The organism is Streptomyces incarnatus, assembly GCF_001027185.1.
GTDB classification, from domain to species: domain Bacteria; phylum Actinomycetota; class Actinomycetes; order Streptomycetales; family Streptomycetaceae; genus Streptomyces; species Streptomyces puniciscabiei.
The window spans coordinates 3,122,256-3,140,681 of the sequence record NZ_CP011497.1 but is presented as its reverse complement, the minus strand read 5'-3'; the positions used below and the strand labels follow the sequence as shown (position 1 = coordinate 3,140,681).

Here is an 18,426-nt window from a genome sequence, read left to right as displayed (position 1 = left end):
CACACGGAACGTCAAGTTTCACAGATGGGTGGGAAATTTCGTGATGAGTAGGGGCGGACGCCACGTCTACGGCGCGCTCTCCGTGCTCGCGGCCGGAGCTCTCGTGCTCACCGGTTGCAGCAAGGGCGGCAGCGACACCGGCACCAACGACAAGAAGGACCAGCAGGACGCCAAGCGGCAGCAGGCGTCGATCAAGTTCGGCGGCACGGCGGACTCCACCGGCCCGGCCGCCGCCGTGCCCGGCGCCAAGTCCGGCGGCACCATGGAGGTGCTGCAGCGGGACAGCTTCGCGCACCTCGACCCGGGGCAGATCTACGTGTCCGACCAGATGGCGCTCGCCCAGCTGATGCACAGAGGCCTCACCGGCTACAAGGCCACCAGCAACGACGGCAAGCAGCACGAGGTCGTCGGCGACCTCGCCACCGACTCCGGCACCACCACGGACGGCGGAAAGACCTGGAAGTACACGCTCAAGGACGGCATCAAGTTCCAGGATGGCACCCCGATCACGTCCAAGGACGTCCGCCAGTCCGTCGAGCGGCTCTTCGCGCCCTTCATCACCCAGGGCCCCACCTACCTGCAGCAGTGGCTGGCCAACGCGTCGGGCGCCACCTACCGCAAGCTGCTCCCGGACGGCCCCTACAAGGGCAAGCACCTGCCGGACAGCGTCCTGGAGACGCCCGACGCGAAGACGATCGTCTTCCACTTCGCCAAGCCGCACCCGGACCTGCCGTACACGCTCGCCATGGCGGGCTACGCCGTCGTGTCCGCCAAGGGCGACACCAAGGAGAAGTACGACAAGGCGCCGCTGGCGACCGGCCCGTACGAGGTCCAGTCGTTCAAGTCCGGCAAGTCGATGGTGCTGGTCAAGAACCCCAACTGGGACCCGAAGACGGACCCGATCCGCCACCAGTACGTCGACCGGTTCAACTTCACGTTCAACCAGCAGTTCGAGACCTCCACCAAGGCCCTGCTGGCGGACAGCGGCCCCGACCAGACCGGCGTCAGCTTCAGCAACCAGGTGGACGCGGGCAACCTCTCCCAGGTGCTGCGCGACCCCAAGCTCAAGTCCCGCACGATCTCCGGCTACCAGCCGTACGTCGGCCAGATGAACATCAACATGAGCAAGCCGGAGATGAAGGACATCCGCGTCCGCCAGGCCATCGCGTACGCCCTGCCGGTCACGCCGTTCGTGCGTGCCTACGGCGGCACCGACGCGATGGAGGTCGCCGGCGGCATCATCAGCCCGACCGTCAGCGGCTACGACGCCGCCTTCGACCCGTGGGGCAAGAAGAAGAACCCGGCCGGTGACCCGGAGAAGGCCAAGGCGCTGCTGAAGCAGGCCGGCAAGCTCAACATGAAGCTGACCTTCGGCTACACCAACACCCCCGAGGGCCAGCAGTACTCCACCGCCATGGCGGCGGGCCTGAAGAAGGCCGGCTTCGACGTCCAGCGCCAGGAGATCCCGTCCGAGACCTACTACGACCAGGTCTCCAAGCTGAACAACACCTACGACATCTTCCACACCGCGTGGGGCGCCGACTGGCCGTCCGCCTCGACCGTGATCCCGCCGCTGTTCGACGGCCGTGGAATCGCCGACGGCGCGCAGAACTACCCGCAGATCAACGACCCGAAGGTCAACAGCGAGATCGACCGGATCAGCACGATCACCGACCCGGTCAAGGCCGCGGCCGAGTGGGAGAAGCTCGACCAGTACATCGTCAAGGACGCCGTCGCCGTCGTCCCGACCGCGTACTACAAGCAGACCCAGATCGCCGGTTCCAAGGTCGGCGGCCTCGTCTACGACGACGTGATCGGCGGAGTCGACCCGCGCCGCCTCTTCATCAAGTAACCGTCCCCTCCCGGTACCCGGCGCGCCCCCGCACCAGGGGCGCGCCGGGCGCCGCCAAGGCCGCCGACGTCTGAGAGCTGCCCTGTCATGCTGCGCTTCCTCGTCCGCCGGATCATCGGTGCCGTCGTCATCCTGTTCCTGCTGAGCATCGTCACGTTCGTGCTGTTCTTCGGGGTGCCCCGGGATCCCGCGCTGATGATGTGCGGCAAGACCTGCAATCCCACGAGCATCGCGAACATCCACCACGTGCTCGGCCTGGACAAACCCATCACCGAGCAGTACTGGATCTTCCTGCACAACCTGTTCCTGGGCAGCAACCAGTTCGACCAGGGACCGTGCCCGGCCCCCTGCTTCGGCTACTCGTACCACACCAACGAGCTGGTCTGGGGCACCCTGATGGACCGGCTGCCCACCACCGTCTCGCTCACCCTGGGCGCGAGCGTGTGCTTCCTGATCGTCGGGCTCGGCACCGGGCTGCTCGCCGCCTGGCGGCGCGGCACACTGATCGACAAGACGGCCACCGCCGCCGCCATGGTCATCAGCTCGCTGCAGATCTACTTCCTCGGCCCGCTCGCCCTGGCGATCCTCGTCTACCAGACGCACTGGTTCGACAAGCCCGCCTACACCAACTTCACCCAGGACCCCGTCTCCTGGTTCTCCGGCCTGATCATCCCCTGGGTGATCCTCTCCACGATCTTCGCCGCGCAGTACACCCGTATGGCCCGCTCCTCGATGATCGAACAGCTCCAGGAGGAACACGTCCGCACCGCCCGCGCCAAGGGCATGTCCCGCCGTTACGTCTTCTTCCGCTACGCCTGGCGCGGTTCGCTGATCCCGATCGTCACCATCTTCGGCATCGACCTCGGCTCGCTGTTCGGCGGCGCCATCATCACCGAGTACACCTTCGGCCTGCCCGGCCTCGGCAACCTCGCCGTCCAGTCCGTCTTCTTCAGCGACCTGCCGCTGCTGCTCGGCGTGATGCTCTTCTCCGCCAGCATGATCCTGCTGTTCAACATCATCGTCGACGCCGCCTACGCCTTCATCGACCCGCGCGTGCGGCTGTCCTAGGAGCACTGTCGTGACCACTCTGACCAAGGAGGCCGGTGCCCCGCACCCGGCCGGCACAGCTCCCCTGCTCTCGGTGCGGGACCTGCACGTCAGCTTCAGGACCGAGGACGGCGTCGTACGGGCCGTGGACGGGCTCTCCTTCGACCTGGAGCGCGGCAGGACGCTCGGCATCGTGGGCGAGTCCGGCTCGGGCAAGTCGGTGACCAACCTGACCATCCTCGGCCTGCACAACCCCATGTTCACCACCGTCGAGGGCGAGATCCTGCTGGACGGGCGGGAGTTGACGACCGCTCGGGAGTCCGAGCTGGAGAAGCTGCGCGGCAACAAGGTCGCCATGATCTTCCAGGACCCGCTCACCGCGCTCTCCCCGTACTACACGGTCGGCCGGCAGATCGCCGAGCCGTATCTGAAGCACACCGGCGCCTCCAAGAAGGAGGCCTGGGCCCGTGCGGTGGAGATGCTCGGCAAGGTCGGCATCCCCAACCCCAGGGAGCGGGCGAAGGACTACCCGCACCAGTTCTCCGGCGGCATGCGCCAGCGCGCCATGATCGCCATGGCCCTGATCTGCGACCCCGACCTGCTCATCGCCGACGAGCCGACGACCGCCCTGGACGTGACGGTCCAGGCGCAGATTCTCGATCTGCTCAAGGACCTGCAGCAGGAGTTCGGATCCGGCATCATCTTCATCACCCACGACCTGGGGGTGATCGCCGACATGGCCGACGACATCATGGTGATGTACGCGGGCGGCGCGGTGGAGCGGGGCACGACCGACGAGGTGCTGCGCTCGCCCCGGCACCCCTACACCTGGGGCCTGCTGAACTCGATGCCGCGCCTGGACTCCGATCCCGGCGGCCGGCTCTCCCCGATCCCCGGCACCCCGCCCTCGCTGCTCACCCCGCCGTCCGGCTGCCGTTTCCACCCCCGCTGCACCTATCCGGAGCGGGTCGAGGGCACCGGCCGCTGTGTGCGCGAGCGCCCGCTGCTGGCGCCGGACCGGGCCTCCGCGTGCCATCTCACGGAGGAACAGAAGCGGACCATCTTCATCGAAGAGATCAAGCCCCGTCTGGGCTAGGAGGACATCGGCATGACTGAGGACATGGTCCTCCCGGCCCCGCGCGACGAGAGCGCCGCCCCGGACGGGGAGCCGCTGCTGGAGGTCTCCGGACTGACCAAGCACTTCCCGGTCAAGGGCGGCTTCCCGATCCGCCGGACCGTCGGCGCGGTGCAGGCCGTGGACGGCATCGACATCACCGTGCACGCCGGGGAGAGCTTCGGCCTGGTCGGCGAGTCGGGCTGCGGCAAGTCGACCACGGGCCGGCTGATCACCCGCCTGCTGGAGCCGACGAGCGGCACGATCACCTACCGCGGGCGGGACATCAGCCACGCCTCGCGGGGGCAACTGGCGCCGATCCGCTCCGAGATCCAGATGATCTTCCAGGACCCGTACTCGTCGCTGAACCCGCGGCAGACGGTCGGCAAGATCATCTCCGGGCCGATGGAGATCAACGGAATCGAGCCGGAGGGCGGCAGGGAGAAGCGGGTCCGGGAACTCCTGGAGATCGTCGGCCTGAACCCCGAGCACTTCAACCGCTTCCCGCACGAGTTCTCCGGCGGCCAGCGCCAGCGCATCGGCGTGGCCCGCGCACTGGCCCTGGAGCCGAAGCTGATCGTGGCGGACGAGCCGGTCTCCGCGCTGGACGTCTCGATCCAGGCCCAGGTCGTGAACCTGCTCCAGGAGGTGCAGAAGGAACTGGGCATCGCGTTCGTGTTCATCGCCCACGACCTCGCGATCGTCCGGCACTTCTCGCAGCGCGTGGCCGTGATGTACCTCGGCAAGATCATCGAGGTGGGCGACCGCGACTCCATCTACACCCGGCCGCGCCACCCGTACACCCACGCCCTGCTGTCCGCGGTTCCCGAGGTGAACCTCTCGGAGGACGACACGGGGGCACGCGAACGCATCCGCCTGGCCGGCGACGTCCCCTCGCCCATCTCCCCGCCCTCCGGCTGCCGCTTCCGTACGCGCTGCTGGAAGGCGCAGGAGCGATGCGCCACCGAGGAACCCCCGCTGATCCAGATCTCCGGCAACCGAGAAGGCCATCTGACGGCCTGCCACTTCCCGGAGGAGCCGACGACCGAGGCACGGGACGAGGACATCGTCCTGGACCCGGCACTGGCGGCACTGGAGGAGAACGCCGACTAATCAGGGGGAGGGCGTCGGCTGGTCAGGAGGAGGGCGTCGGCCGGTCAGGAGGGCCGGGCCACGGTGATGATCTCGGGGCTCGCGGGGGTGAGCGGCCCCCGCCCCCAGTCGCCGTACTGCTCCACGACCGTCAGGCCGGCCTCGGTCAGGAAGCCCGCCAGGGACTCCCCGTCCAGGAACCGCAGGACGCTGTGGCAGACCTGCGGGGCCGGCCAGGCATCGCCGTCGTAGGTCTCGGTGAACCGGACCCGCTCACCGCTGAGGCCGTCGCCCTGGACCTCGTGCCACACCCGCACCGGGGTGCCGTCCTCGGCGGTGATCTCGTACACCCGGTCCGGCGTCCACCGCTCCCAGGCGCGGGCGCCGGGGTTGCGGGTCTCGAACACGAACCGCCCCCCGTCGCCGAGAGCCGCCCGGACCCCGCGCAGACAGTGCCGGATGTCCTCGTCCCGGACCAGTTCCTGGAAGGCGTGCCCGGTCATGACGGCGAGGTCGAACTCCCCGTCCCACAGCCGGGCGCGCATGTCCCCGAGCACCCACTCCACGTCCGGCCGGGCCCGCCGCGCCTGGACGAGCATGGCGGGGGCCGGATCGAGCCCCGTCAGCCGGCCCCGGTGCCCCTCGGCCCGGGCCCGCCGCAACAACTGCCCGGTGCCGCACCCGACATCCAGCACCGAACGGGCCGCCCGCACCAGACCCAGGTAGAAGTCGTCTCCCGGCCCCCAGGGGTTGAGGCGGTCGTAGAGCGCGGCGAGCGTGAGATCGGTAAACACATGATCTACCACCGCGGCAGTCTGACACATCCTGTTGAACGGTGCGTCAGGTTCCGGTGCAGTTCTTGAGGGGTTCTCAACTCTTGGTGCGGGCGGCCTCGTTGTACGACGAAGGCCCGCGCCTGGGGAGGCGCGGGCCTTCGTCCCCTGGAAGCGGACGTTCAGGGGCTCGGGTCAATGGGCCGGTGAAGGTCCGTTCCGCGAGGGGGCGGCTGACGAAAAGGGGTGTGTCAGGCCGCCGCCTCGGGGTCCTTGGAGAGACTGTCCTTGGGGGCCCGGGGGGCGGGGATCGTCTCCTGGGTCTCAGGATAGTGGCACGCCGTGAGGTGACCCGGCTTGTTGCCCTCCGCCTGCACCAGCGGCGGGGCCTCCGTCGCGCACTTCTCCGTCGCCTTCCAGCAGCGGGTGCGGAAGCGGCAGCCGGAGGGCGGGTTGATGGGGGAGGGCACGTCGCCGACCAGGCGGATGCGCTCGCGCGGCTCCTCGTCCACCGTGGCCTCGGGTACGGCGGAGAGCAGCGCCCGGGTGTAGGGGTGGCGCGGGTTGTCGTACAGGTCCTCGCGGTCGGCGATCTCGACGATCTTGCCGAGGTACATGACCGCGACCCGCTGCGAGAAGTGGCGGACGATCGCGAGGTCGTGGGCGATGAAGACGAACGCGATGCCCAGTTCCTTCTGCACCTTCTGCAGCAGGTTCACGACCTGGGCCTGGATCGAGACGTCGAGGGCCGAGACCGGCTCGTCCGCCACGATCAGCTTCGGCTCCAGGGCCAGTGCGCGGGCCACGCCGATGCGCTGGCGCTGGCCGCCGGAGAACTCGTGCGGGAAGCGGTTGAAGTGCTCGGGGTTGAGACCGACGATCTCCAGGAGTTCCCGGACGCGCTTCTCGCGGCCGCCGGCCGGGTTGATGTCGTTGATCTCCATCGGCCCGGAGATGATCTTGCCGACCGTCTGCCGCGGGTTCAGCGAGGCGTACGGGTCCTGGAAGATCATCTGGATCTCGGAGCGGATCGGCGCCAGCTCCTTGCGGCCCGCGTGCGTGATGTCCTGCCCGCGGTAGGTGATCTTGCCGCCGGTGGGCTCCAGCAGGCGGGTGATCAGCCGGCCCGTGGTCGACTTGCCGCAGCCCGACTCGCCGACGAGGCCCAGGCTCTCGCCCTCGCCGACCTGGAAGTCCAGCCCGTCCACGGCCTGCACCGCGCCGACCGTACGGCGGATCGGGAAGCCGCCCTTGATCGGGAAGTGCTTGGTGAGCCCGGAGACGTCCAGGAGGGGGTTCGTGTTGCTCATGGTCGTGAAGTCCCGTCTGCTGTCCGTCAGTTGTGCCGGGTTGTGGCGAAGTCGGTGAAGAGCTCCCGCTTCTGCTCCACGGTCAGGTGGCAGGCGGAGCCGCGGCCCTCCACGACCTCCAGCAGCGGTCGGTCGCTGGAGCACTTTCCGTCGGCGATCTTCTCCGCGAAGGCACAGCGCGGGTGGAAGCGGCAGCCGGAGGGCGGGTTGAGCAGCGAGGGCGGGGAGCCGGGGATGGGGGAGAGCGGCACGTCGACCGGGCCGTCCAGGCTCGGCATCGAGTTCAGCAGGCCCAGGGTGTAGGGGTGGTCCGGGGCGCTGAGCACCTGCTTCTTGGTGCCGCGCTCCACGCACCGGCCGCCGTACATCACCAGCACGTCGTCCGCGATGTCGGCGATGACGCCCAGGTCGTGCGTGATGAAGATGATCGCGGTGCCGAACTCCTGCTGCAGGTCCTTCAGCAGGTCCATGATCTGGGCCTGGACCGTCACGTCGAGGGCCGTGGTCGGCTCGTCGGCGATCAGCAGCTCGGGGTCGCAGACCAGTGCCATGGCGATCATCGCGCGCTGGCGCATACCGCCGGAGAACTGGTGCGGGTAGTCGTCCACCCGCACGTCTGGCTGCGGGATGCCGACCCGGCGCAGCATCTCGATCGCGCGGTCCCGGGCCTCCTTCTTGGAGCAGCCGGTGTGCTTGCGGTACGTCTCCGCGATCTGCACGCCGACCTTGTGGTACGGCGACAGGGAGGCCAGCGCGTCCTGGAAGATCATGGACATCTTGTTGCCGCGCAGCTTCTCCAGGGTCCGCTCGGAGGCGGTGAGCAGCTCCTGCCCGTCGAGCAGGATCTCACCCTCGAGGGCGGTGCGTTCGCGGTTGTGCAGGCCCAGGATGGCGAGGTTGGTCACCGACTTGCCGGAGCCGGACTCGCCGACGATGCCGAGGGTCTTGCCCTTCTCCACGTCGAAGGAGAGCCCGTCGACGGCCTTGACGATGCCGTCCTCGGTGGAGAAGTGCACGCGCAGGTCGCGGACGGAGAGGAAGGGGGTGCTCATCTTGTCTCTCCTTAGGCGAGGCGGACGCGCGGGTCGATGAAGGCGTACACGGTGTCGACGATGATGTTGAACAGGACGATCGCGCCGGCCGCCACGAGGACCACACCGAGCAGCATCGGCAGGTCGTTGTCGCGCACGGCCTTCACCGAGAGGGCGCCGATGCCGTGCAGACCGAACGTCGCCTCCGTGATGATCGCGCCGCCGAACAGCGAGCCCAGGTCCAGGCCGAGGATCGTCACGATCGGGCCCATCGCGCCGCGCCAGGCGAAGCGGAAGAACACCGTGCGCGCGGACAGGCCCTTGGCCCGTGCCGTGCGGACGTAGTCCTCGTTCAGCGTCTCGACCAGCTGGGAGCGGGTCATACGCGTGTAGTTGGCGGTGAAGATGATCGCCAGCACGAACCACGGCAGCAGGAAGCCGCCGAACCAGCCCGCGGGGTCACTGGTGAAGCCGGAGTTGTCGTTCGGGCGGGGCAGGATGCCCCACTCGTCGGAGAGGTAGAACATCGCGACGATGCCGACGATGTAGATCTGCAGCGACGAACCGACCAGCGAGGCCGAGGAGGCGATCTTGTCGAGCGGCTTGCCCTGCTTGACGGCCGCGATCATGCCGGTGCCGACACCGAAGACGACGAACACGACCGCGCTGCCCAGAGCGAGGGAGAGCGTTGTCGGGAAGCGGTCCGTGATCATGCCGAGGACCGGCTCACGGTTGATGAACGAGTAGCCGAGGCACGGTGCGTTGCAGTGACCGAACGAGGCGTAGTCGCGGCCCACGAAGACGCCTTCGAGCCAGTGCCAGTACTGCACCGGCAGCGGATCGTCGATCCCCAGGTTGTGCTTCACCAGCGCCAGAGTCTGTGGCGTGCAGATCTTGCCGCAGGCGACCCGGGCGGGGTCACGCGGAGCGACGTAGAAGAGGAGGAAGGTGATGGCACTGATGATCAGCAGGATCACCGCTGCGCCGAGTATCCGGCGGACGAGAAAGCGGAACATGGCGATGGGATTCCCTGGGCGACGCCGTGGTGGGGGCGGAGGGGGACGGGCGGGGCGCCGGTGTACGGCGCCCCGCCCCTGGACGAACTGGGGCGTCAGGCCTTCGTGTACAGCTTGTACATGATGAAGCCCGAGAACAGCGGGTCGAACACCGCGCCGCCGACCTTGTCGCCGTACAGGTAGAACCGGCGCTGGAAGGTCTCGGGGATGATCGGAGCCAGCTCCGTCATGATCTTCTTGTCCAGGTCCTCCCACGCGGCGCCGGCCTTGGCCGGGTCGGTGATGACGGCGTTCTTCTTGATCGCGTCGTTGACCCAGCTCACGTTCAGCTGGGAGACGTTGTTGGAGCCGTTGGCGATCGTGCCGCCGTCGAACAGCGGCTGCATGACGGTGTAACCGGTCGGCCAGTCCGGGGACCAGCCGAACCACATCACGTCGAACTGGTTGTTGATCTGCTGGATCTGGTCGTAGTAGCTGCCCTGGTCGACCGCCTTCACGACCGGGTCGAAGCCCGCCGCCTTCAGGGCGTTGACGATGACGACCTTGGTCTTCTCGTAGGCGTCGTTTCCACCCTTGGGGTAGGTGTAGACGATCTTCTGGCCGAGCTTGCCGGCCTCCTTCAGCAGCGACTTGGCCTTCTCCGGGTCGCCCTGCGGCTTCTTCAGCTTGCCGTAGACGTCCTGGTGTGCGTAGCCCAGGATGTCGGGGCTGATGATGGAGGTCGCGTAGTCACCGGCCGCCTCGCCGCCGTAGATGCGGCGGATCTGCTCCAGCGGCCAGGCGTAGTTGAGCGCCTGGCGCACCTTCGGGTCGGTGATCCGCTTGCAGTTGATCGCGTAGTAGTAGAGGCCGCTGAGCAGACCGTTGATGGTCCGCTTCTTCAGCGTGGCGTCGCTCAGCACCTTCTGCAGACGCTCCGCGGGCACACCGCTGTACGCCATGACGGAGTACTGGTCGCCGCCGCTCTGCGCGATCAGCCGGTCGGTGGCGGCCAGCGCTTCGGTGCCGAACTCGAAGGTGAAGCTGTCCGGGTACGCGTTGCGGATCGAGTCCGTCGACGGGTCCCAGTGCGGGTTGCGCACCAGCTTCAGGGACTTGTCGACGGAGTGCTGGGCGATCTTGTACGGGCCGGCCGAGACCGGGTCCTTGTCGTACTTCTCCTTGGTGTCGTGGCTCACCGGCACGGCGCCGTAGGAGTGCATGGCCAGCGTGAAGTTGAGGTCCGGGCGGGCCTCCTTCAGCTTCAGCGTGATCGTCTTCTTCGTGTCGTCGGTGACGATCGAGTCGAGGTGCTTGCTGCTGAACGGGCCCTTGTACTTCGAGCGGAAGTCGCTGGAGCCGACGAGCGCGGACTGGACGTACTGCGCACCCTCGGTGGTGAAGCTGGCGAAGCCGCGCTCGATGCCGTGGCGGACGTCCTCGACGGTCAGCTCGCTGCCGTCCTCCCACTTCAGACCGTCCTTCAGGGTGAAGGTCCAGGTCTTGCCGCCGTCGCTCATGGTGCCGGGGTCGGTGGCGAGGTCACCGACCAGCTTCATGGAGCCGTCCATGGCGATCTTGTAGCCGGTCAGGGCACGGATGTACAGGTTGCCGACGGTGGAGTTCCAGGCGTAGTAGATCCGCTGCGGGTCCAGGTGGGAGAAGTCGGTCGGGCCGAGGCCGGTGATGTTGCCGCCCTTCTTCGCACCGGGGATCTCGGGGGCGGGGCCCGTCGAGTCCTCCTTCGTACCGACGGTCACGTGACCGGTGTACTTGTCGGTGCCGGCGTGGCCGTTGCCGCTGTTCCCGCCACCTCCGCCGCTGCTGCACGCGGAGAGGACCATGGAGCCGCCGGCCGCGACCGACGTGGCGATGACGAAGTTTCTGCGGGAAAGGGACATGGTTTCCTGCTCTGGTCGAGGAGAGATACGAGCTTCTCCGGCGGGCCCCGTCGCCCGGACCGGAAGGTGGAACGGGAGGTTCAGCGCCCGGCCTTCGGGTCCAGCGCGTCGCGCACCGAGTCACCGAGGAGGTTGAAGGCGATGACGAAGATCACCATCGCCAGGCCCGGGAAGAGCATGTACGTGATGTCGTTCTGGTAGAACTTCGACGCGTTCTGGACCATGACGCCCCAGTCGGGCGTGGGGTCGGACAGACCGACGCCGAGGAAGGACAGACCGGCCTCGACCGTCACGTACATCGGAAGCGCCAGGGTCGACTGGATGAGGATCGGCGTCCAGAGGTTCGGCAGCAGTTCCTTGAAGATGATCCGGGCGGGGGAGGCCCCCGTCACCTTGGCCGCTTCGACGAACTCCCGCTCCCGCAGGGAGATCACCTCACCGCGCAGCAGTCGGGCGATGGGCGCCCAGCCGAACGCCGTCATGACGGCGATCAGGGAGACGACGGTGAGCCAGGTCGGGGTCGCCTCGTCCGGCGCGACCAGGATCGTGAGCATCACCGGCCAGAAGCCGATGAAGAACAGGGTCTGCGGGAAGGCCAGCAGGATGTCGATGATCCGGCCGACGAGGTAGTCCGTCTTGCCGCCCAGGTAGCCGGCGGTGAGGCCGATGACAACGCCGAAGAAGGCCACCAGCAGGGTGGTCGCCGTCGCGATCAGCAGCGAGTTGCGGATGGCGTAGAGCAGGAACGTGAACACGTCCCGGCCCAGCTGGGGGTCGATGCCGAACCAGAAGTTCCCGTCGATGCCGCCGTTGGGCTTGACCGGGAGACCGAAGTCGTTCAGCAGGGTCGGGTCGTTCTGACCGTACGTGGTGTACGGATCCTTCCCGTACACCTTGGCGATCAGCGGTGCGGCGATGCCGATGACGAAGAAGAAGATCACCACAAAGGCGGATATGACGCCCGTCCGGTCCCGCTTGAAGCGGGTCCAGGCCAGCCGTCCCGGAGAGCGGCTCTCGGTGCCCTTGGGGTTGCCGGGCTTCGCCGAAGTGGCGCTGTCTTCTTCGGTCACCTCGAGTGCGGCGGCCGGGGAAGAGGATGCGGGGGTGGTCATGATGCTCCGTGCCTTGTGGGTCAAGGCTCCGCAGGGCGCTCCCCTACGGGCTACGCCGGACTTTTTCAACGCAATTCATTCACGGTCAATAAATTCTCGGTCGCCTTGGTTGCGTCTTTACCTTCTTTACTCGTACTTGATCGTTCCGTAGCTACGCGGGTAGTACGCCGTAATCAATCCGTGCTTCACATCGGGCTAATGGGGCTAATCGGGCAAGAAGTTCGATATGCGGACGGTGGTGTGTCGAAATGCGTACATCGACACGTCGCAATCCAACGTTTCGGCATCGTTGTCCGAAGATCTGTTGTGCACCCTTGGCAAGATCGTCCAGCCGCCCCCGTCCGGCTGCCCGCGTTCGGATGATGCGTCCCCCTAACGGCCCCTCAATCCGGCGGCGCGCATGCGGTATGCGTCGTATAAGCCGATATTGGCCGGTAATGGATCGGTGAGCGCGGAGGAGGCAGCCATGCGGGGTAGCACGCACGCCCGATGGGCCGCCTGCGCGATCGCGGCCGGGCTGCTGGCCACCGCGTGCGGTGGGGGCGGCGGCGTCGGCGGCGCCGGGGTGCTGACCTCCTCCTGGGGCGACCCGCAGAACCCCCTGGAGCCCACCAACACCAACGAGGTCCAGGGCGGCAAGGTCCTCGACATGATCTTCCGGGGGCTGAAGAAGTACGACCCCAGGACCGGGAAGGCGCAGGACTGGCTCGCCCAGTCCATCGAGACCAAGGACTCGCAGCACTTCACGATCAAGGTCAAGGACGGCTGGACCTTCTCCAACGGGGAGAAGGTGACCGCCCACTCCTTCGTGGACGCCTGGAACTACGGGGCGAGCCTGAAGAACAACCAGAAGGACGCCTACTTCTTCGCCTACATCGACGGGTACGACAAGGTCCACCCCGACAGCGGCCCCCAGACCGCCGACACCCTGTCCGGACTCGAGGTCGTCGACGACCACACCTTCACCGTCCGGCTGGGCCAGAAGTTCTCCAGCTTCCCCGACACCCTCGGCTACGCGGCCTTCGCCCCGCTGCCCCGCGCCTTCTTCACCGACCACGCCGCCTGGCTGAAGAAGCCGGTCGGCAACGGGCCGTACCAGATCGAGTCGTACACCCGGGGCTCGGCGATGAACCTGAAGAAGTGGGACGGCTACCCCGGCCCCGACAAGGCCCGGAACACCGGGGTGACCCTGCTGGTCTACACCGACAGCAACACCGCCTACACCGATGTGCTGGCCGGCAACCTCGACCTCGTCGACGACGTGCCGGCCAGCCAGCTCAAGAACGTCGAGACCGATCTGAACGGCCGCTACATCAACACCCCGGCCGGCATCCTGCAGACCCTCGCGTTCCCCTACTACGACCCGAAGTGGAACACCGACGGGGCGCGCAAGGTCCGCACCGGCCTGTCCATGGCGATCGACCGCAAGCAGATCACCGAGACCATCTTCCGGAACACCCGCACCCCCGCCACCGACTGGACCTCACCGGTCCTGGGCGCGGCCGGCGGATACAAGCCCGGGCTGTGCGGCCACGCCTGCGACTACGACCCCGCGCAGGCCAAGAAGCTCATCCAGGAGGGCGGCGGGATCCCCGGCGGCCAGCTGAAGATCACCTACAACGCGGACACCGGCTCGCACAAGCAGTGGGTGGACGCCGTGTGCAACTCCATCAACAACGCGCTCGGCAACGACCGGGCCTGCGTGGGCAACCCGGTCGGCACCTTCGCCGACTTCCGCAACCAGATCGGGCAGCACAAGATGACCGGCCCCTTCCGGGCCGGCTGGCAGATGGACTACCCGTTGATCCAGAACTTCCTGCAGCCGCTGTACTACACCGGCGCCTCCTCCAACGACGGCAAGTGGTCGAACAAGCGGTTCGACCGGCTCGTCGACCGGGCCAACGCCGAGACCGGCCAGGCCGCCGCCGTCCGGCTGTTCCAGCAGGCCGAGGAGGTCGTCCGCGACAACATGGCGGCCATCCCGCTCTGGTACCAGAACGGCAGCGCCGGCTACACCTCCCGGATCTCGAACGTCGCGCTCAACCCGTTCAGCGTGCCGGTCTACAACGAGATCAAGGTGGGCTGAGCGGCATGGGGCGCTATGTCGTACGGCGGCTGCTCCAGATGATCCCCGTGTTCATCGGGTCCACCCTGCTGATCTTCCTCATGGTCAACGTGATGGGCGACCCCATCGCCGGCCTGTGCGGCGAGCGGGCCTGCGACCCGGCGACGGCCGCCCAGCTCAAGCGGGAGTTCGGCCTGGACAAGCCGCTGTGGCAGCAGTACGCGACCTACATGGGGAACGTCTTCACCGGAGACTTCGGTACGGCGTTCAACGGCCAGCCGGTCACCGAGCTGATGGCCACGGCGTTCCCCGTCACCATCCGGCTCACGATCGTCGCGATCCTCTTCGAGATCGTCGTCGGCGTGACGCTCGGCGTGCTCACCGGCCTCCGGCGCGGCCGGCCCGTCGACACCGGGGTGCTGCTGGCCACCCTGGTGGTGATCTCCGTCCCCACCTTCGTCACCGGCCTGCTGCTCCAGCTGCTGCTCGGCGTCCAGTGGGGCTGGATCAGACCGTCCGTCTCGGCGTACGCGACCTTCGGCGAGCTGATCGTGCCCGGCCTGGTCCTCGCCTCCGTCTCCCTCGCCTACGTCACCCGGCTGACCCGCACCTCCATCGCGGAGAACAAGCGCGCCGACTACGTCCGCACGGCGATCGCCAAGGGCCTGCCCAGGCGCCGGGTCGTCACCCGTCATCTGCTGCGCAACTCGCTGATCCCCGTGGTCACCTTCATCGGCGCCGACATCGGCGCGCTGATGGGCGGCGCGATCGTCACCGAGCGGATCTTCAACATCCACGGCGTCGGCTTCCAGCTCTACCAGGGCATCCTGCGCCAGAACACCCAGACGGTCGTCGGCTTCGTGACGGTCCTCGTCCTGGTCTTCCTCGTCGCCAACCTCCTCGTCGACCTCCTGTACGCCGTACTCGACCCGAGGATCCGCTATGCCTGAACAGCCGTACGAGCCCGAGGGCGCCATCGCCGGGACCGGCATGGGCGGCGCGATGGACCTGGGCGCGAGCGAGGCCGCCACGCTGGAGCGGACACCGGGCGGCCCGGAGGGCACCGGCCCGGCCGGCAGGCCGCGCTCGCTCTGGTCCGACGCCTGGCGGGACCTGCGCCGCAACCCGGTCTTCCTGATCTCGGCGGTGGTGATCCTCTTCCTGGTCTTCATCTCCCTGTGGCCCTCGGCGATCGCCCCCGGCAGCCCCCTGAAGTGCGACCTCGCCAAGGCCCAGGACGGGCCGGGGCCGGGCGCGCCCTTCGGGTACGACGGCCAGGGCTGCAACGTCTACACGCGCACCGTGTACGGCGCCCGTACGTCCGTCACGGTGGGCGTGCTGGCGACGCTCGGGGTGGCCGTCCTCGGGTCGGTCCTCGGGGCCCTGGCCGGGTACTTCGGCGGCACCTGGGACTCGATCCTGTCCCGCATCACCGACATCTTCTTCGCCATCCCGGTGGTTCTCGGCGGTCTGGTGCTGCTGTCGGTGGTGACGAGCAACACGGTGTGGCCGGTCATCGGGTTCATGGTGCTGCTCGGCTGGCCGCAGATCGGCCGGATCGCCCGCGGCTCGGTCATCACCGCCAAGCAGAACGACTACGTCCAGGCCGCCCGTGCCCTCGGCGCCTCCGACTCCCGCGTCCTGCTGCGCCACATCGCCCCGAACGCCGTGGCACCGGTGATCGTGGTGGCGACCATCGCGCTGGGCACGTACATCGCGCTGGAGGCGACCCTGTCGTACCTCGGCGTGGGCCTGAAACCCCCGAGCGTCTCCTGGGGCATCGACATCTCCGCCGCCTCCCCCTACATCCGCAACGCCCCCCACGCCCTGCTGTGGCCCTCGGGCGCCCTGGCCGTCACGGTCCTGGCCTTCATCATGCTCGGCGACGCGGTCCGCGACGCCCTCGATCCGAAGCTGAGGTGAGGGCCGTGCGAGGTGATGGCGGCGCGCTGCTCGAAGTACGGGACCTGTGCGTGGAGTTCCGGACCCGGGACGGGGTCGCGCACGCCGTCAACGGGGTGAGTTACGAGGTGGACGCGGGTCAGACCCTGGCCGTGCTCGGCGAGTCGGGATCCGGCAAGTCGGTGACCGCGCAGGCCGTGATGGGGATCCTCGACACCCCGCCGGGCAAGGTCACGGGCGGCCGGATCCTGTTCCGGGGCCGGGATCTGCTCACACTGAAAGAAGAGGAGCGCAGGAGGATCCGCGGCGCCGAGATGGCGATGATCTTCCAGGACGCGCTGTCGGCCCTCAACCCCGTCATCTCCGTGGGCGACCAGCTCGGCGAGATGTTCGTCGTGCACCGCGGGATGTCGAGGAAGGACGCGCGGCGCAAGGCCGTCGAGCTGATGGAGCGGGTGCGCATCCCGGCCGCGGCCCAGCGGGTGCGTGACTATCCCCACCAGTTCTCCGGTGGCATGCGCCAGCGCATCATGATCGCCATGGCGCTGGCCCTGGAACCGGCGCTGATCATCGCCGACGAACCGACGACGGCGTTGGACGTCACCGTGCAGGCCCAGGTCATGGACCTGCTCGCGGAGCTGCAGCGCGAGTACCACATGGGGCTGATCCTGATCACCCACGATCTCGGGGTCGTGGCCGACGTGGCCGACCGGATCGCGGTCATGTACGCCGGGAAGATCGTCGAGTCCGCGCCCGTCCGCGACATCTACAAGGCGCCCGCCCACCCCTACACCCGCGGCCTGCTCGACTCCATCCCGCGCCTGGACCAGAAGGGACAGCAGCTGTACGCCATCAAGGGCCTGCCGCCGAACCTGATGCACATCCCGCCCGGCTGCTCCTTCCACCCGCGCTGCCCGATGGCGAGGGACGTCTGCCGCACCGACGAACCCCCGCTGTACGAGGTCTCCGGCACCCGCGGCAGCGCCTGCCACTTCTGGAGGGAGTGCCTCGATGACCCCGGCGACCGCGACCACTGAACCCATCCTCGAAGTGACCGGACTCGTCAAGCACTACCCCCTCACCCGGGGCATCCTCTTCAAGAAGCAGATCGGCGCGGTGAAGGCCGTCGACGGCGTCGACTTCACCCTGGCCAAGGGCGAAACCCTCGGCATCGTCGGCGAGTCGGGCTGCGGCAAGTCGACCGTCGCCAGGATGCTCTGCAACCTGGAGCGCCCGACGGCCGGCTCCATCAGGTTCAAGGGCGAGGACATCACCAAGCTGTCCGGCAGGGCCCTGAAGGCCGTACGCCGCAACATCCAGATGGTCTTCCAGGACCCGTACACCTCCCTCAACCCCCGTATGACGGTCGGCGACATCATCGGGGAGCCGTACGACATCCATCCCGAGGCCGCGCCCAAGGGCGACCGCCGCCGCCGGGTCCAGGAACTGCTGGACGTGGTCGGCCTCGACCCGGAGTACGTCAACCGCTATCCGCACCAGTTCTCCGGCGGGCAGCGCCAACGCATCGGCATCGCACGGGGGTTGGCGCTGCGTCCGGAGGTGATCGTCGCCGACGAGCCGGTGTCCGCCCTCGACGTCTCGGTCCAGGCCCAGGTGATCAACCTGCTGGCCCGCCTGCAGTCGGAGTTCGACCTCTCCTACGTCTTCATCGCGCACGACCTGTCCATCGTCCGGCACATCTCCGACCGGGTGGCGGTGATGTACCTCGGGCGGATCGTGGAGACCGGACGCGACGCCGAGATCTACGACCACCCCACGCACCCCTACACCCAGGCGCTGCTCTCGGCGGTCCCGGTCCCGGATCCCGAGGCCCGGGAGCAGCGCGAGCGGATCATCCTCAGCGGAGACGTGCCGTCGCCGACGAACATCCCCTCCGGCTGCCGCTTCCGCACCCGCTGCTGGAAGGCGCAGGAGCGCTGTGTCCGGGAGGTGCCGGCCCTCGCGGTACCGGCCGTCTTCCGCGCCGCCTCCGGCCCGGCGGCCCACCCCTCGGCCTGTCACTTCGCGGAGGAGAAGCGGGTGGTTCCGGCGGAGTAGGCGTAGGCAGAGGGAGGAGGAGACAGGGGAATCCGCGGCGTGGGAGTGCGCGGGGAGTGCGCGTACGGCAGCGGGCCGGGATGACATGGCGCATCCCGGCCCGCTTACGGCACCCGCACGGCCGTACGCTGATCAGCCTCGCGCGTCCGTATATCGGTACCGCTTCCGTGAAGT

General features: G+C 68.0%; 15 protein-coding genes. 9 read left to right on the top strand and 6 right to left on the bottom strand.

Annotation, left to right across the window (positions count from 1 at the left end; translation table 11 throughout):
* The first annotated feature begins 43 nt into the window (after nucleotides 1-43).
* The 4 genes from ABB07_RS13830 to ABB07_RS13815 all read left to right on the top strand — a co-directional run bounded on the left by ABB07_RS13830 (nucleotide 44) and on the right by ABB07_RS13815 (nucleotide 5,126).
* Nucleotides 44-1,852, top strand: a complete 1,809-nt coding sequence (locus ABB07_RS13830; RefSeq protein ID WP_208898996.1) for an ABC transporter substrate-binding protein — start codon at nucleotides 44-46, stop codon at nucleotides 1,850-1,852.
* A gap of 87 nt (nucleotides 1,853-1,939) precedes the next feature.
* Entirely contained in the window at nucleotides 1,940-2,920 is a 981-nt protein-coding gene (locus ABB07_RS13825) for an ABC transporter permease (RefSeq protein WP_208898995.1), read from the top strand.
* A 10-nt stretch (nucleotides 2,921-2,930) separates the two neighbouring features.
* Entirely contained in the window at nucleotides 2,931-3,995 is a 1,065-nt protein-coding gene (locus ABB07_RS13820) for an ABC transporter ATP-binding protein (RefSeq protein WP_208898994.1), read from the top strand.
* Between the two features lie 12 nt (nucleotides 3,996-4,007).
* Complete coding sequence (locus ABB07_RS13815) at nucleotides 4,008-5,126, top strand: ABC transporter ATP-binding protein (RefSeq protein WP_208898993.1); 1,119 nt, start codon at nucleotides 4,008-4,010, stop codon at nucleotides 5,124-5,126.
* A gap of 44 nt (nucleotides 5,127-5,170) precedes the next feature.
* On the opposite strand, the gene ABB07_RS13810 is transcribed toward ABB07_RS13815, so the two are convergent.
* The 6 genes from ABB07_RS13810 to ABB07_RS13785 form a co-directional block, all read right to left on the bottom strand.
* The gene (locus tag ABB07_RS13810) at nucleotides 5,171-5,911 is read right to left on the bottom strand and encodes a class I SAM-dependent methyltransferase (RefSeq protein WP_208898992.1); all 741 of its coding nucleotides are present in this window, start codon (nucleotides 5,909-5,911) and stop codon (nucleotides 5,171-5,173) included.
* Nucleotides 5,912-6,129: 218 nt separating this feature from the next.
* The gene (locus ABB07_RS13805; protein ID WP_208898991.1) at nucleotides 6,130-7,188 is read right to left on the bottom strand and encodes an ABC transporter ATP-binding protein; all 1,059 of its coding nucleotides are present in this window, start codon (nucleotides 7,186-7,188) and stop codon (nucleotides 6,130-6,132) included.
* A 26-nt stretch (nucleotides 7,189-7,214) separates the two neighbouring features.
* On the bottom strand, nucleotides 7,215-8,240 hold the full coding sequence (locus tag ABB07_RS13800; RefSeq protein ID WP_208898990.1) for an ABC transporter ATP-binding protein: 1,026 nt from the start codon (nucleotides 8,238-8,240) through the stop codon (nucleotides 7,215-7,217).
* Nucleotides 8,241-8,251: 11 nt separating this feature from the next.
* A complete protein-coding gene (locus ABB07_RS13795; protein ID WP_208898989.1) occupies nucleotides 8,252-9,235 on the bottom strand; it encodes an ABC transporter permease in 984 nt (327 codons plus the stop codon).
* Between the two features lie 95 nt (nucleotides 9,236-9,330).
* Complete coding sequence (locus ABB07_RS13790) at nucleotides 9,331-11,115, bottom strand: ABC transporter substrate-binding protein (protein ID WP_208898988.1); 1,785 nt, start codon at nucleotides 11,113-11,115, stop codon at nucleotides 9,331-9,333.
* Between the two features lie 80 nt (nucleotides 11,116-11,195).
* Nucleotides 11,196-12,227, bottom strand: a complete 1,032-nt coding sequence (locus ABB07_RS13785) for an ABC transporter permease (RefSeq protein ID WP_208898987.1) — start codon at nucleotides 12,225-12,227, stop codon at nucleotides 11,196-11,198.
* Nucleotides 12,228-12,693: 466 nt separating this feature from the next.
* On the opposite strand from ABB07_RS13785, the gene ABB07_RS13780 reads away from it, so the two are divergent.
* From ABB07_RS13780 to ABB07_RS13760, 5 genes are read left to right on the top strand one after another with little or no spacing between them, the layout of a single operon-like run.
* Nucleotides 12,694-14,313 carry a peptide ABC transporter substrate-binding protein gene (locus tag ABB07_RS13780; protein ID WP_208898986.1) on the top strand — a complete coding sequence of 540 codons (1,620 nt, stop codon included), beginning with the start codon at nucleotides 12,694-12,696 and terminating at the stop codon, nucleotides 14,311-14,313.
* Between the two features lie 5 nt (nucleotides 14,314-14,318).
* Nucleotides 14,319-15,242: an ABC transporter permease gene (locus ABB07_RS13775; protein ID WP_208898985.1), complete on the top strand. Its 924-nt coding sequence runs from the start codon at nucleotides 14,319-14,321 to the stop codon at nucleotides 15,240-15,242.
* On the top strand, nucleotides 15,235-16,215 hold the full coding sequence (locus tag ABB07_RS13770) for an ABC transporter permease (protein ID WP_208898984.1): 981 nt from the start codon (nucleotides 15,235-15,237) through the stop codon (nucleotides 16,213-16,215). The genes ABB07_RS13775 and ABB07_RS13770 overlap by 8 nt, the downstream gene beginning before the upstream one ends.
* Nucleotides 16,216-16,220: 5 nt before the next feature.
* Complete coding sequence (locus tag ABB07_RS13765; RefSeq protein ID WP_208898983.1) at nucleotides 16,221-17,231, top strand: ABC transporter ATP-binding protein; 1,011 nt, start codon at nucleotides 16,221-16,223, stop codon at nucleotides 17,229-17,231.
* On the top strand, nucleotides 17,206-18,252 hold the full coding sequence (locus ABB07_RS13760; protein WP_208898982.1) for an ABC transporter ATP-binding protein: 1,047 nt from the start codon (nucleotides 17,206-17,208) through the stop codon (nucleotides 18,250-18,252). Before ABB07_RS13765 ends, ABB07_RS13760 begins: the two co-directional genes overlap by 26 nt.
* The last annotated feature ends 174 nt before the right edge of the window (nucleotides 18,253-18,426 follow it).

Excerpts from the sequence above, each read along its gene's own strand:
- ABB07_RS13830 (WP_208898996.1), top strand. The coding sequence starts at position 44 with ATGAGTAGGGGCGGACGCCACGTCTACGGCGCGCTCTCCGTGCTCGCG.
- ABB07_RS13825 (WP_208898995.1), top strand. The coding sequence starts at position 1,940 with ATGCTGCGCTTCCTCGTCCGCCGGATCATCGGTGCCGTCGTCATCCTG.
- ABB07_RS13815 (WP_208898993.1), top strand. The coding sequence starts at position 4,008 with ATGACTGAGGACATGGTCCTCCCGGCCCCGCGCGACGAGAGCGCCGCC.
- ABB07_RS13805 (WP_208898991.1), bottom strand. The coding sequence starts at position 7,188 with ATGAGCAACACGAACCCCCTCCTGGACGTCTCCGGGCTCACCAAGCAC.
- ABB07_RS13800 (WP_208898990.1), bottom strand. The coding sequence starts at position 8,240 with ATGAGCACCCCCTTCCTCTCCGTCCGCGACCTGCGCGTGCACTTCTCC.
- ABB07_RS13795 (WP_208898989.1), bottom strand. The coding sequence starts at position 9,235 with ATGTTCCGCTTTCTCGTCCGCCGGATACTCGGCGCAGCGGTGATCCTG.
- ABB07_RS13790 (WP_208898988.1), bottom strand. The coding sequence starts at position 11,115 with ATGTCCCTTTCCCGCAGAAACTTCGTCATCGCCACGTCGGTCGCGGCC.
- ABB07_RS13785 (WP_208898987.1), bottom strand. The coding sequence starts at position 12,227 with ATGACCACCCCCGCATCCTCTTCCCCGGCCGCCGCACTCGAGGTGACC.
- ABB07_RS13780 (WP_208898986.1), top strand. The coding sequence starts at position 12,694 with ATGCGGGGTAGCACGCACGCCCGATGGGCCGCCTGCGCGATCGCGGCC.
- ABB07_RS13775 (WP_208898985.1), top strand. The coding sequence starts at position 14,319 with ATGGGGCGCTATGTCGTACGGCGGCTGCTCCAGATGATCCCCGTGTTC.
- ABB07_RS13770 (WP_208898984.1), top strand. The coding sequence starts at position 15,235 with ATGCCTGAACAGCCGTACGAGCCCGAGGGCGCCATCGCCGGGACCGGC.
- ABB07_RS13760 (WP_208898982.1), top strand. The coding sequence starts at position 17,206 with ATGACCCCGGCGACCGCGACCACTGAACCCATCCTCGAAGTGACCGGA.